We start from the raw sequence: 13,859 nt of genomic DNA on the forward strand, positions 1-13,859 counted from the left end.
TAAGCTATATCCTTGTTTTCTAAGTTCATAGACCTGAACTTTATCATCATAAGTTAATTTCATAATAAAAACACCCCAAAAGTTAGATTTTTTTCTGTCTAACTTTTGGGGTGCAGTTCAGAAAAGCCTTGATACTATGCGTTTTATTTTTTTCATTTTCTGATAATACTCTTCGAAAATCAAATTCAAACTGCGTCAACGTCGCCTTGCCGTACTCAAGTACAGCCTGCGGCTAGTTTCCTAGTTTGCTCTTTGATTTTCATTGAGTATAAAATTGAGTTTTTGATCAACTTTTTTTAGTGATCAGGCGAACATTTGCCAAAAGTAATCAATGATGTAGGTCAAGCCGTATGTGTAAACGACCAGGGTAAAGGGCTTGGTCAGAACGATGATAGTCATGTAACGCTTGAAGCTCATCTTGGTTAGAGCTGCCAGCATACAGAGAAAGTCCGCTGGACTAACCGGCCAAATCATCATAAAGATAAAGAATCGATCAAAGCGATTACCCTTGTCTAGCCAACCGATGTACTTATCATAGGTACGCTTGCTGACGACAGACTGAACGAAGGGTGCTCCGTAGAGGCGAACCAGGTAAAAGATAATGGCGCAACCAATAACAATACCAATATAGTTGTAGATAGTGCCTATGATATGACCGTAGATAAAGACACCTGCCACAGAGGTTAGAGCACCAGGAATGATAGGAACCACCGTCTGCAATATCTGTAAAAAGATAAAGAGTGGTGGCCCCCAGATACCCGCCTGTTGGATAAAGGCAGATAGGGTTTCCTTGGAATGCAAAACGCCAGCCTGATAGGCCCAGATACAGAAAATCAAAGTACCAACTCCACCGATGATGGAAGAAATATTGATTGCTTGCTGTAGAAGGGGAGAAACAGCTTTCATTTGTTTATCGTGTGACATGTAAACTCCTCTTGTGTAGTATGATTCTACTATACCATATTTTGAGGAGAAAGACTACAAGGTTTTTGGGAGGGAAGTTGGAGAAATGTCTTAATATTTTAATAACAGTTTATAGAAATTGTATGTAGAAATATTATTTTAGAAAAATTCTTAAATAATTTCGTGGTATAATTTAAATAATATTATAATAATCTTGTTTAGGTGATTAAAAAATATACAGGATAGGAGTACGAATTTGATAGATGATAAAAAATTAGAAGCACTGTCTTTCAATATATTATTGGAGGAAACTATTGAAATAAAACAGATACTATATCAGATTAATAATTCTAGAGATGATTTTAATAAATATGATATATATATACCATTATTACCTATTTTATCATCTATCTGTTTAGCTTGGGTAGAAAAATTTGAGAAACATAAAGAAATAGTAAATTTACCAGATATTAGAGGTTTTAATTTTGTCACATTATTAAAAAAAGTTCGAATTAGTTTTAAATTATATTCAGACAAAAGAGTTCAAAGAGCTTTTAAAATGCTATATAATAGTGCAGATAAACGAAAAAAAAGACTAGAAACTGATTATAATTTTTTCCAGAAATTTATCACTAGTATAGTTGGTCAAAAAGATTTAGGAGTATTTACGATTGACGATATTCCATATGGGAACACCAGCCAGTTAAGTATTTATCTGGAAGAAATATTTGTTCAGAATAATTTCGAGACTCTAAATCAATGGATATTAAGTAATAAAGAGTTTCTTATTGATTTTTCTAGTACTCTAGCGGCTTTTATCAACTCAATTACTTTAGATTTTGAAGAAAAATTCTCAGTTGATCCAACTTTGGAAATGAATGTAACCAATCGTAAGTTAAATCATGATGATAAATTTTTAATAGATAAAAAAAGGCGCAATATTTTATTGGGAGACTTACCTATGGAACTTCAATTACAGTTATTTAATATTCTGTGTCAAAACAATTTTATAAATGTTTTAATACCTGAAATATTTATGAAAACAGGTGGGCTATTATTTCGTTTAAAGATACAAACGTACTTAGTTAGCGTTTCTGCTATTAAAAAGATTTATTTAAAATACTATCATAGTTTGAGTTCAGATATATTGAAAAATCTAGAAGAAATTATTGAATTTAAAGAGAAATATTTTTTGGAAAATATTCAATTTCGAAATAATATTTTTCACTATTCTCTTACTGAAATTTCTATTGAAAATTTTTTAGAATATAAATATTCTTTCAAAGAAGTTGTTGAGAGTTATGTAGAAATGGATTTTGATAATTTTATAAAAATTATTGATGAAGAAACAAAAAAGATTAATGTAGTTATTAAAAAAATAATAAAGTATTCGTAAGGGAAAATTTTATGGCAGAGACAATTCTAATTTTAGGCAACGGATTTGATATCGCGATGAATCGAAAAACGAAGTATACAGATTTTATTGAATTTGAACAGATATTATACATTGAACCAGAACTAGGGAGTTATTTGCAAACCTTTCTAGATTCTAAATGTATAGATATAGATAAATACAAAGATAATTTGTATTTGAAATTTATTAATGAGAATAAAGATACTCTTGGAGATAATTGGTCTAATCTTGAAACCATGATTTCTCAACTTGCAGATGCAATAATGTATTTTAAAGAAAACAGTAGCTTGTTATACTCTAATCAATTTAATAGACCGTTAGCAAGTATTATAAAGCAACATAAGTTTGATTGGCGTATGAGTGCTAATTACAGTTCAAAATTATATATTGCAGGTACTTTTCTCTCCCTATTCTATGAAAAAGGTTGGAGTTCTTTAGAAAGAGAAGTTGCATTGGATAAATTAAATAACGAATTTATCAGACAACTTGATTTACTAATTGAACTATTAGAAATCTATCTGTCATATTTAGATTATTTAGATTTTGAAGTTCAAGGGATTAACCCCAAGCCAACAGCCTTGGATGCAGTATCTCATTTATTAAGTTCTTATGTTTTAAACTTTAATTATACCAACACGTCAGCTTATTTATTTGAAACTGTTGAAGAAAGAACTCATTTTATACATGGTCGGATTGATTTAGATAGAACTTTTAGTCGAATCAATACTATGGTATTTGGGATTGAGGATAAGGAAAATGATGTCAACAGTGATTTGATTCCTTACCAGAAATACTATCAACGAGTTGTTAAGGAAACAGGGAATTTTTATGAAACTTTTTTCGAGCCAAATTTTGAATTTGCAGAAGACGAGTTAAGTATGCCTTATTTATCATCTAAGAATATAATTATTTTTGGTCATTCAGTTGATCCATTGGATAAAGAAATATTCCAAAAATGTTTTGCATTAGCGGAGGAGGGTGAGTATCTATATCGATTTATTTTTACTTATTACGATGATGCAGCTAAACGTTCAATTATTAAGAATCTTGCAATCATTCTTGGAAAAGAAAAAATGATAGAGTTAACAGGGACACAGAAAGTTGTATTTGTAAAAAGTGATGATAAGGACGGTATGGAAGAGCTATTACTGCCTTAATAAAGTCACAAAGTAACTGAAGTTATAGAATACTATTATAAAATCTTATTTAGAAAATAATTCTACCCCACTCGTCCTCCTTAGTCCGAGTGGTTTTTCTTAAAATATGATAAAATAGAAAAGATAATACACTAATTAAGGAAAGTAAAAATGGCAAGTAAAGAAAATGCAGAGCGCAAGGAACTTCACCGTAAAATTTGGGCGATTGCTGATGATGTTCGTGGGGCTGTAGACGGTTGGGATTTCAAGCAATACATATTGGGAATCCTTTTCTATCGCTTCATTTCCGAACATATGGCTAATTATTTTGATCACGCTGAGCACGAAGCTGGTGACTTAGAATTCCGTTATGCTGAATTGAGTGACCAGGAAGCTGAGCAAGATTTTAAACCAGGGACAGTTGAGGATAAGGGATTCTTTATCCTTCCGAGTCAACTATTTGAAAACGTTGTTGAGAATGCTTCGCAAAATGAAAATTTAAACGAAGAATTGGCCAATATTTTCCAAGCTATTGAGAAGTCAGCTATTGGATTCAAATCAGAGGATGATATTAAAGGTCTATTTGATAACTTGGACACAAGAAGTAACATCCTTGGTGGTACTGTTCTAGAAAAAAATAAACGTCTCTCTGATATTCTAAATGGTATCAATAGCATTAATTTTGGGAACTTTGAGGATAATGACATTGATGCCTTCGGAGATGCCTATGAGTTCTTGATTTCCAACTATGCGAGCAATGCTGGTAAAAGTGGTGGTGAATTTTTCACTCCTCAGACAGTATCTAAATTACTGGCTCGTTTGGTAATGGTTGGTAAGGACAAGATTAACAAGGTTTACGACCCAACATGTGGTTCGGGTTCGCTCTTGCTTCAGATGAAAAAACAATACGAAGATCATATTCTAGAGGATGGTTTCTTTGGACAGGAAATCAATATGACCAACTACAACTTGGCTCGTATGAATATGTTTTTACACAATATCAACTACAACAACTTTGATATTAAGCGAGGAGATACCCTCTTAAATCCTCAGCATTTAGAAGAAAAGCCATTTGATGCTATCGTTTCTAACCCTCCGTATTCTGTCAAATGGGTGGGAGATGGAGATCCAACTCTGATAAACGATGACCGTTTTGCGCCAGCAGGGAAACTAGCTCCTAAGTCAAAAGCTGACTTTGCCTTTATCATGCATAGTCTCAACCACCTGTCTAATAAAGGTCGAGCAGCTATTGTATGTTTCCCGGGCATATTCTATCGTGGCGGAGCTGAAAAGACCATTCGTCAGTATATAGTAGATAACAACTTTGTTGAAGCGGTTATTGCCCTTCCAGACAATCTCTTCTTTGGAACTTCTATTGCGACCACAATCTTAGTTTTGGCGAAGAATAAATTAGAAAATAAAACTCTCTTTATTGATGCGAGTAAAGAATTCAAAAAAGAGACCAATAACAATATTTTGACAGATAGCAATATTGAGCATATTGTTGAATTGTTCACTAATTATCAAAGTGTAGACTATAAAGCAGCTCTTGTTGATAATGAAGTGATTGGCTCAGAGCAAGACTACAATCTATCTGTCTCAACCTATGTCGAACAAGAAGATACACGTGAGAAGATTGATATTGATGAGCTCAATAAAGAAATCGCTGAAACTGTTACTAAGATTGACTACTTACGTGCAGAGATAGATAAAATTGTAGAGGAGCTAAGCTATGGTAAATGATGTAATTCTCTATAGAACAGATGATGGCGAGTCAGCTATTGAACTACATTTGGATAATGGAACAGTCTGGCTGACCCAACAGGAACTAGCTGAGCTCTTTCAAACTTCCAAGCAAAATATTAGTAAGCATATCAAGGCTATCTTTGAAGATGGAGAATTATCGGAAGAGGCAACTGTCAACTATAAGTTGACAGTTCAAAACGAGGGTAATAGAAGTGTTCAGCGAAATGTTGCCTACTATAATCTAGATATGATTTTAGCGATTGGTTATCGTGTGCGCTCCCCTCGTGGTATACAGTTTAGACACTATGCTTCAACGGTACTGAAAGAATATCTGATCAAGGGCTTTGCGATGGATGATGAGCGTCTGAAAAATTTGGGTGGTGGCTCTTACTTTAAAGAACTCCTGGAAAGAATCCGAGACATTCGTTCGAGTGAAAAAGTCTTTTACCGTCAGGTTTTGGATCTTTTCGCGACGTCTAGTGACTATAATGCAAATTCACCAGAAGCAAAGAAGTTCTTTGCGACGGTTCAAAACAAGATGCATTATGCTATTCACCACAACACTGCGAGTGAACTCATTTATAACCGTGTCGATAGCGAAAAGGAATTTATGGGCTTGACTACTTTTAAGGGAGACCTTCCTACTTTGTCCGAAGCAAAAGTTGCTAAGAATTATCTGACAGAAAAGGAACTTCGTGGGCTTAATCAGCTTGTATCAGGATATCTGGATTTTGCGGAAAGGCAGGCAGAGCGAGAAGAAGTCATGACTATGTCCGATTGGGTGACACATGTGGATCGAATCCTTCTCGCTACTGGAGAAGACTTACTTGAAAATAGTGGTTCTATTTCTCGTGAACAGATGAAACATAAGGTAGACAAGGAATATAAAAGCTATCAATCCAAGACCCTCAGTCAAGTTGAAAAAGATTACCTAAAGGAAATTAAAAGTATTGAGAATATTGCAAAGGAAGGAGGTAAATGATGAATATCCTAGAAGGAATCCAAAACTGTCCCGTTGAGTGGAAAGAGTTGGGGGAAGTGTGTGAGGTAAAAGCAGGAAAAAATATTAATAAGACTTTTATTCAAAATAATTTAGGGAACTTTCCGGTAATTAATAGCGGAAAAGAACCGTTAGGATATATCAATATCTTTAACACACAAAATGATCCTATTGGAATAACTTCACGAGGAGCAGGTGTTGGTTATGTTTCTTGGAATGAAGGTAAGTATTTTAGAGGAAATCTGAATTATTCTGCGACAGTTCAAAATGAGGAAGTATTATTACCTAGATTTTTATATTTTTATTTAAAAAATAGCTCGAAAGAAATTGAAAACTTATGTACCTTTGATGGGATACCGGCCTTAAATAAATCAGCTTTAGAGGGATTATTAATCCCTATCCCATCTCTAGAAATTCAAGAAAAAATCGTGCAAATACTTGACAAATTCACTGAGTATGTTACAGAATTGACCTCAGAATTGACCTCAGAATTGACCTCAGAATTGACCTCACGTAAAAAGCAATATTCTTTTTATCGAGATAAACTTTTATCATTTGAGGATGAGGTTTATCAGATTGAGTGGAAGACTTTGGGAGAATTATTTGTTTTTAAGAATGGATTGAACAAAGGAAAAGAATTTTTTGGGAGTGGAACTCCTATAGTAAACTATACTGATGTATACAAGAATAAGAAAATATCATCGAATATTTTGAAAGGAAAAGTTAGAGTAAGCACTGAGGAACTAGAACGTTATGGTATTCAGAGGGGGGATGTTTTTTTACCCGAACTTCTGAAACACAAGAAGAAATCGGAAAAACTTCTGTATTATTAGATGAAGTTAAAGACGGAGTATTTAGCGGATTTGTTTTGAGGGCAAGACCGATTACGAAATTATTGCTTCCAGAATACTGTGCATATTGTTTTGAATCAACTACTTTTCGAAGGGATATTGTGCGGTATAGTACTTATACAACCAGAGCTTTAACGAATAGTAGTACACTTTCGAAATTAAAAATTCCAGTCCCCTCCCTCGAAATCCAATCTCGTATTGTTCAAGTTTTAGATAACTTTGAAATGGTTTGTAATGACCTAAACATCGGACTGTCCAAGGAGATTGAACTACGTCAAAAACAGTACGAATATTTCCGAGAAAAACTCTTGACATTCGTCGCCGAAGGCGAGTACACTGAGAGTAGAGTAGAGTAGAGGAGTGGGACAACTCCGCTCTTATCAAACTTTTACAGTGGGTATTTGGTCCAATTCGGGTGGAGTTGGGAAGTATTTGTGAATTTGTAAGAGGGAATGGCCTTCAGAAGAAAGATTTTACCAAAGTTGGAAAATCTGTTATCCACTATGGACAAATTTACACTAAATACGATTTTACAGTAGCTCACACATTCTCCAAAACTAGTGAAATGGTGTTCAAAAAGTTAAAAAAAGCCTATCCAAATGATTTGATAATGGCAACAACATCTGAAAATGTTGAAGATGTTGGGAAAGCAATTGTTTGGGAAGGAAAAGAAGAAATTGGAATTTCTGGAGATAGTTATATCATTCGTACGAGTCAAAATTCACGGTACTTGAATTATTGGCTAAGATCGATTTCGTTTCAATCTCAAAAGGAAAGAAAAGTGACTGGGACAAAAGTTGTCCGAATTAATTCAAAGGATATGGAAAAATTTAAAATTGTTCTTGCACCTCTCACTGAACAAAAAAGAATTGTCTCCATTCTTGACAATTTCAACACCTTAGCCAACTCTCTTTCTGAAGGTCTTCCAAAAGAAATTGAACTAAGACAGAAACAGTATGAATATTGGAGAGAACAATTATTAAATTTCAGTAAGTAAACAGTAAGGATTAAGTTATGAGTACCAATGATGAAAGATATGAAAAATTGGAGGATGTGGCATCTGAATTACAAAAATCCAATAAAAAAGTTCAATTAATATATGCATTTAATGGAACTGGTAAGACGAGATTATCTTTAGAGTTCAAAAAATTATTATCCAGCGGAGTAGAAGTGGACCAAGATAATAAAATTTTGTATTATAATGCTTTTACTGAAGATTTATTTTATTGGGATAATGATCTTGAATTTGGTTGTGATAGAAGACTTCTCATTAATCCAGATTCGGATTGGATAAAAAATATTATTAATGTTGAAGGTGATACTGTACGTATTGTAAAGAAGTTTCAAAGTTATTTGGTAGATAATAACAATTCTAACAATGTAGTTTTAGATGCATCTTTTAGCTCGGATTCTTCTTATGTTACATTTAGTTCTTCTATTGATGGAAATACTTCTGATAATATTAAAATTTCTAGAGGAGAGGAAAGCAATTTTATATGGTCTTTATTTTATGTTTTTCTTGAATATGTAATTGAGCAGTTAAGTCTTCCTGAGGATGATAGACGGTCAAGGGAGTATGATAAATTAGAGTACATTTTTATAGATGATCCTATTTCATCTCTAGATGATCGGAGGATTATTGATGTTGCTTTAGATTTAGCAAAGTTGATAAAATCAAGTAATAAAGAAAATACAAATTTAAAGTTTATAGTTACAACACATCATGCTCTATTCTATAATGTCCTTCATAATGAATTAAATGGTGAAAAATATACACTTAGGAAAATAAAAAGAACCTACTATCTTGAAAAACAACAAAGTGACTCTCCGTTTGCTTATCATCTAATGTTAAAAAAAGAACTGGAGGATGCTATTGAGAATAATCGATTAGAAAAGTATCATTTTACTCTCCTACGTAATTTATTAGAGAAGACAGCTACTTTTTTAGGCTATAGTACTTGGGGAGACTGCGTGATTCTAAAGGATGAAGAAGGAAATCTTGAAGACAGTTCACTTTATATAAGAAAGATTAATCTATTCAGTCATAGTTCGCATTCTGATTATGAAGGGAAAATATTAGAACCAGAGATGCAGAATGTTTTAAAACGAGTTTATGAAAAATTTATTGAAAACTTTAATTGGAAAAGATAACGGGAGGTAAAAATTGGTTGATTATTCAAAAGTACATGAAGTAATTGCGGAAACAAATGAAGGGATTCTCTTGGCTGAGTATCAACCAGAGTACCGCACAGATAGAGAATATCAGTCAGAGGCTGATTTAGAAAATCAGCTGATTTCTGATTTGGTGAATCATCTCAACTATGAACGCTTAAATATTCATACTCCCGCAGAAATTTTAGCAAATACCAAGGTTCAGATTGAAAAGCTAAATAAGGTGACTTTTACAGATGATGAGTGGAATCGCTTTGTAGTGGAATATCTGGATTGTCCCAATGAAGGGTTAGTTGAAAAAACACGAAAAATCCAAGAGAATCATATCTATGACTTTGTCTTTGATGATGGACGGATTAAAAATATTTTCATCATTGATAAGAAAAACATTCACAACAACAGTATGCAGGTCATCAACCAAGTGACCCAGGTGGGTAGTCATATTAATCGTTACGATGTTACTATCTTAGTAAATGGTCTACCTCTAGTTCAGATTGAATTAAAGAAACGAGGGGGAAGTCTTAAAGAAGCTTTTGAACAAATTCATAGATATAGCAAGGAAAGTTTCAATAGCGAAAATTCTTTATACAAATATATTCAAATTTTTGTGATTTCTAATGGGACTTTTACACGCTATTTTGCAAATACAACAGCTCAGAATAAAAATCATTATGAGTTCACCTGTGAATGGGCAGACCGTAAGAATAAGACTATTCACGAATTGGAAGATTTTACCGTTACTTTTTTGAGTAAGCGTGTGCTCTTGGAAGTATTGACTAAGTATTGTGTTTTTGATACTAATAATACTTTGCTCATCATGCGCCCTTATCAGATAGCGGCTACTGAGAGTATCATTCGCAAGATTCATTCGTCTTATGAGATGAAGAACTTTGGCACTATCAATGCTTGTGGCTATATCTGGCATACAACGGGTTCAGGGAAAACCTTGACCAGCTTTAAGACAGCTCGTTTAGCGACAGAGTTGGACTATATTGATAAAGTGATTTTTGTGGTGGACAGAAAAGACCTAGATCACCAAACTATGAATGAATATCGAAAATTTCAACCAAATTCAGTCAATGGTAGCAATAATACCAGAGAACTCCAACGTAGTATTGAAGAAAATGATGATCGAATTGTGGTCACAACTATTCAAAAATTAAATAAGTTTATAACAGCAAATCCAAATCATGAAATCTACAGTAAAAAATGTGTCTTGATTTTTGACGAGTGTCATCGCTCTCAGTTTGGGAAAGCGCAAAAGCGTATTAAGAAGGCTTTTAAACAGTATGCTTTATTTGGATTTACAGGGACTCCGATTTTCTCAGAAAATAGCTTAACGGGAGAAACAACACAAGAAGTTTTTGGAGAACAACTTCATAACTACGTTATCACGGATGCTATTCAAGATAAAAAAGTGTTAAAGTTCAAGGTTGATTATAACTATATCAAGCCTGAAATCAATAAGTTTAGAGAATCAGAAAAGGCTGTCGGTCAAGAGATTGATGAGAAAAAACTCAAAAAGATGGAGAAGGAACTTCTTCTCCATCCAGAGCGGATAGCAACTATTACAGAGTATCTGTTGAGAGTTTATAATGACAAAACGCATCGAAATCAACACTATACTCATAAGCAAAAACAACTGTTTGGATTTAATGCCATGCTGGCTGTACAAAGTATTGAAGCCGCGAAATTATACTATGAAGAACTTCATCGACAACAAGCAGCAATACCAGAAGCTAAGCGTTTGAAGATTGCGACTATCTTTAGCTTTGCGCCTAACGAAGAACAGTCAGCTTATGGAGAAATTCAAGATGAAGAGTTAGAGCCTAAAGATACAGCCATGCCTCTTTCATCTAAAGAGTTCCTTTCTAAGGCAATCTTCGATTATAATCAAATGTTCAAGACCAACTTTTTTACTGATGGGAAAGAGTTCCAAAATTACTATCGTGACCTTTCCAAACGTGTCAAGTCCAAGGAAGTGGATTTGTTGATTGTAGTTGGTATGTTCTTGACTGGATTTGATGCTCCAACCATGAATACTCTCTTTGTTGATAAAAATTTACGTTATCATGGCTTGATTCAGGCATTCTCAAGAACCAATCGAATTTTTAACGAGGTTAAACCTTTTGGTAATATTGTTTGTTTCCGTGATTTAGAGAAGGCTACGCAAGAAGCTATTAAGACTTTTGGGGACATCAATAAGCTTGATATTATCTTAGAAAAAAGCTTTAGTGAATACATGGATGGTTTCGTGGACCAAGTAACAGGTATTGAGGTCAAAGGCTATACTGCGGTTTGTCAGGAAATTCTGGAAAGATTTCCAAATCCGCAAGAAATTGAAACATAGCATGATAAAAAAGAGTTTGTTAAGTTATTTGGTGAGTTTCTGAAGCTTGATAACGTCCTTCGAAATTATGATGAGTTTCAAGAAATCGATAAGCCTATTTCTGAAGGTTATCTCCAAGATTTAAGGAGTTCTTATGTAGAAATTCGAGATGAATTCTTAAACCTTAAAAATTATGAAAGAACAAAAGACTTAGGTGTTGACCTTTCAGATGTTGAATTTGAAATCGAACTCTTAAAAACAGATGAGATTAATCTGGACTACATTCTTGCATTGATTGTTGAAAAATCGAAGAATTCTGAGTCCAAAGAAGCAATGAAAGTTGAAGTTAGCCGTGTTATTCGCTCAAGTATTGATATTCGTGCTAAGGAAGAGTTGGTGATTGGCTTTATCAATGATACTGATTTAGCGAGTCTGAAAGACCATGATGAAATTATCAATGCATTCTATGCTTATGGTAAAGAACGTAAAGCAGTCGCTATTCGTGAATTAGCAGAGTCTGAAAAGCTTGTAAAAGATTATCAGTTATTCATTGATCGATCTATTCAACGTGGTTACGCTGAGAATAGTGGAGCTGATTTGGATTCGATTATTCCACCAACTTCTCGTAGACAAGGAGCTCGTGAACGTAAGAAACAAGAAGTTTTACATCAGATTCAATTATTAGTAGAGATTTATTCAGGAATTTAGCGAAGTGGACGTTAGACTCATCTAAAAATCGATTCGCTCATTTTATAGATATAACTTTGTTTCCGTATTTCCTGGGAACTAGTAGAAGTTAGGAGAAATATGGAAAATAACAACCAACGTGCCCTTTGTCAGCAACTCTGGGCGAGAAACAAATACCTTGTTTTGAGCCATTCTAGCAATATTTACAATGAAATTCGCCAATACTTGAAGAATGAACAGGTGAAGGTGAGTCAGGTTCAAGAGATGATTGACCGCGCCTGTCAAATCCCAGAACACAGGGGTCAGGTTTGCAATGCTTTTCAGCATATTTGGGGCTATTTTAAAAAGCAAGCCAGTCCTGATGAGCGCAAAGACTATATGCTCTTGCTGGATCGCTATCGCTTTGGTCAAGCTTCCAAGCAAGACTTGATTGCTAGTACTAGGGATTTACTTGAACGTTACCCAAATACTTATCTGCAAGATTCGACCTTGCTGAAAGGAGACTCCCATGAGACTTTGGCATGAGGCTTTGATTTCACAACTTCCCCGTCCTCAACTCTTGGGGCAACATCGAGAGTGCTGCGCCCTGCGTGGCAATGGCTGGGACAGAAAGCATGCGACGGTTGACTATGTCTTTACCCACTCGCCCTATCGTCTCTATACCTATCATCGCTTGATCATGGAGGAGATGGCTGACCGTGGTTACAATGTCAGCCCTGAGTGGCTGGAGAAGAACTACCGTGGCAAGACCTGCCCTCCTTATCAAGACTTGGCAGAGGAAAAGCTGAAAAGTCCTATCTATAGCGAGCATGACGCTGCCTACTATGAGGAGTGCCTGGCTAATCTCCGTGAGAAAGGCATTGAGCTGGAGTAAGGGTCAGGATTAACTCTAATTAAGAACTCTTTTCGTAAATTTTTCGAATAATAAAAATGAGACCTTTAGAATGATTCTAAGGTCTTCTTTTTGTAAGTATTTGGATTTACTTTTAATAACTTTTGAGTTATAATTTTAAAAAGCCAAGCGTGAACTAAAGGACTTAAAAGAAAGAGGGATAAGTGATGAAGAATAGTGCCGTTGGGAGTAACTGGAAGGATGTTCGGTCTCAACTATTTACCAAGGAGGAAATCCTTGAAAGTGATATGCGAGTGGCTATCATGAGTGAGTTGATTGAGGCTAGGCATGAGCAAGGAATTAGCCAGAAAAAGTTAGAAGAACTTAGTGGAGTGAGCCAGCCTGTCATAGCTAGGATGGAAACAGGAAAGACGAGTCCTCAGTTGGATACCGTCTTAAAAGTTCTAGCCAGTTTAGGCAAGACACTAGCAGTCGTCCCACTTGAACAGGAAAAAGGTTGATAGGAATGAAATGACTTGGTTTGCTAAAATCATCCACTGGATAATTTTACCTCCCGTCCGCACTTTTTCAGGGAAATATCAGAATTACAAAAGAAAACCAACCTATAGTCTTTTCTAATAACAAGCCATAGTCAGCTTTCAATTCGTTGATCTTTTGTTCTGAACCTAGCTATTTAAAAAATCTATTAACCATTGTCTATCAAGGATTTGGGGAATTTTCTCCAAATCTTTTTTTGTAACTTAAAAAGTGATATAGTTTCAAACTATA

Annotated in this window: 10 protein-coding genes and 2 pseudogenes; 11 read left to right on the forward strand and 1 reads right to left on the reverse strand. The window is 34.6% G+C overall.

Annotation, left to right across the window (positions count from 1 at the left end; all coding sequences use genetic code 11):
* Positions 1-303: 303 nt before the first annotated feature.
* Positions 304-924 carry a TVP38/TMEM64 family protein gene (locus QM406_RS08180; protein WP_281334666.1) on the reverse strand — a complete coding sequence of 207 codons (621 nt, stop codon included), beginning with the start codon at positions 922-924 and terminating at the stop codon, positions 304-306.
* Positions 925-1,159: 235 nt separating this feature from the next.
* Here QM406_RS08180 and QM406_RS08185 point away from each other — a divergent pair, with 235 nt between their 5' ends.
* The 11 genes and pseudogenes from QM406_RS08185 (at position 1,160) to QM406_RS08235 (ending at position 13,591) form a co-directional block, all read left to right on the forward strand.
* A complete protein-coding gene (locus QM406_RS08185) occupies positions 1,160-2,299 on the forward strand; it encodes a hypothetical protein (protein ID WP_414273930.1) in 1,140 nt (379 codons plus the stop codon).
* 11 nt (positions 2,300-2,310) lie between these two features.
* Entirely contained in the window at positions 2,311-3,474 is a 1,164-nt protein-coding gene (locus tag QM406_RS08190; protein WP_414273931.1) for an AbiH family protein, read from the forward strand.
* Between the two features lie 150 nt (positions 3,475-3,624).
* Complete coding sequence (locus QM406_RS08195; RefSeq protein ID WP_414273932.1) at positions 3,625-5,196, forward strand: type I restriction-modification system subunit M; 1,572 nt, start codon at positions 3,625-3,627, stop codon at positions 5,194-5,196.
* Positions 5,186-6,181, forward strand: a complete 996-nt coding sequence (locus tag QM406_RS08200; RefSeq protein ID WP_414273933.1) for a virulence RhuM family protein — start codon at positions 5,186-5,188, stop codon at positions 6,179-6,181. Before QM406_RS08195 ends, QM406_RS08200 begins: the two co-directional genes overlap by 11 nt.
* Positions 6,181-7,406, forward strand: a pseudogene (locus QM406_RS08205) (restriction endonuclease subunit S). The gene QM406_RS08200 and the pseudogene QM406_RS08205 overlap by 1 nt, the downstream one beginning before the upstream one ends.
* A gap of 59 nt (positions 7,407-7,465) precedes the next feature.
* On the forward strand, positions 7,466-8,047 hold the full coding sequence (locus tag QM406_RS08210) for a restriction endonuclease subunit S (protein ID WP_414273934.1): 582 nt from the start codon (positions 7,466-7,468) through the stop codon (positions 8,045-8,047).
* Positions 8,048-8,064: 17 nt separating this feature from the next.
* Positions 8,065-9,201, forward strand: a complete 1,137-nt coding sequence (locus tag QM406_RS08215) for an anticodon nuclease (RefSeq protein ID WP_414273935.1) — start codon at positions 8,065-8,067, stop codon at positions 9,199-9,201.
* Between the two features lie 13 nt (positions 9,202-9,214).
* A pseudogene (locus QM406_RS08220) lies at positions 9,215-12,259 on the forward strand (type I restriction endonuclease subunit R).
* Positions 12,260-12,358: 99 nt separating this feature from the next.
* The gene (locus QM406_RS08225; protein WP_414273936.1) at positions 12,359-12,763 is read left to right on the forward strand and encodes a YbgA family protein; all 405 of its coding nucleotides are present in this window, start codon (positions 12,359-12,361) and stop codon (positions 12,761-12,763) included.
* Entirely contained in the window at positions 12,747-13,112 is a 366-nt protein-coding gene (locus QM406_RS08230; protein ID WP_414273937.1) for a TIGR02328 family protein, read from the forward strand. Before QM406_RS08225 ends, QM406_RS08230 begins: the two co-directional genes overlap by 17 nt.
* A 185-nt stretch (positions 13,113-13,297) precedes the next feature.
* Complete coding sequence (locus QM406_RS08235) at positions 13,298-13,591, forward strand: helix-turn-helix transcriptional regulator (protein WP_311523534.1); 294 nt, start codon at positions 13,298-13,300, stop codon at positions 13,589-13,591.
* Positions 13,592-13,859 lie beyond the last annotated feature (268 nt).

The sequence above is a fragment of the Streptococcus infantis genome, assembly GCF_047465035.1.
GTDB classification, from domain to species: domain Bacteria; phylum Bacillota; class Bacilli; order Lactobacillales; family Streptococcaceae; genus Streptococcus; species Streptococcus infantis_T.

Bases quoted from the DNA above. Each gene is read 5' to 3' on its own strand.
- QM406_RS08215 (WP_414273935.1), top strand. From the start codon at position 8,065: ATGAGTACCAATGATGAAAGATATGAAAAATTGGAGGATGTGGCATCT.
- QM406_RS08235 (WP_311523534.1), top strand. From the start codon at position 13,298: ATGAAGAATAGTGCCGTTGGGAGTAACTGGAAGGATGTTCGGTCTCAA.
- QM406_RS08230 (WP_414273937.1), top strand. From the start codon at position 12,747: ATGAGACTTTGGCATGAGGCTTTGATTTCACAACTTCCCCGTCCTCAA.
- QM406_RS08190 (WP_414273931.1), top strand. From the start codon at position 2,311: ATGGCAGAGACAATTCTAATTTTAGGCAACGGATTTGATATCGCGATG.
- QM406_RS08225 (WP_414273936.1), top strand. From the start codon at position 12,359: ATGGAAAATAACAACCAACGTGCCCTTTGTCAGCAACTCTGGGCGAGA.
- QM406_RS08180 (WP_281334666.1), bottom strand. From the start codon at position 924: ATGTCACACGATAAACAAATGAAAGCTGTTTCTCCCCTTCTACAGCAA.
- QM406_RS08200 (WP_414273933.1), top strand. From the start codon at position 5,186: ATGGTAAATGATGTAATTCTCTATAGAACAGATGATGGCGAGTCAGCT.
- QM406_RS08195 (WP_414273932.1), top strand. From the start codon at position 3,625: ATGGCAAGTAAAGAAAATGCAGAGCGCAAGGAACTTCACCGTAAAATT.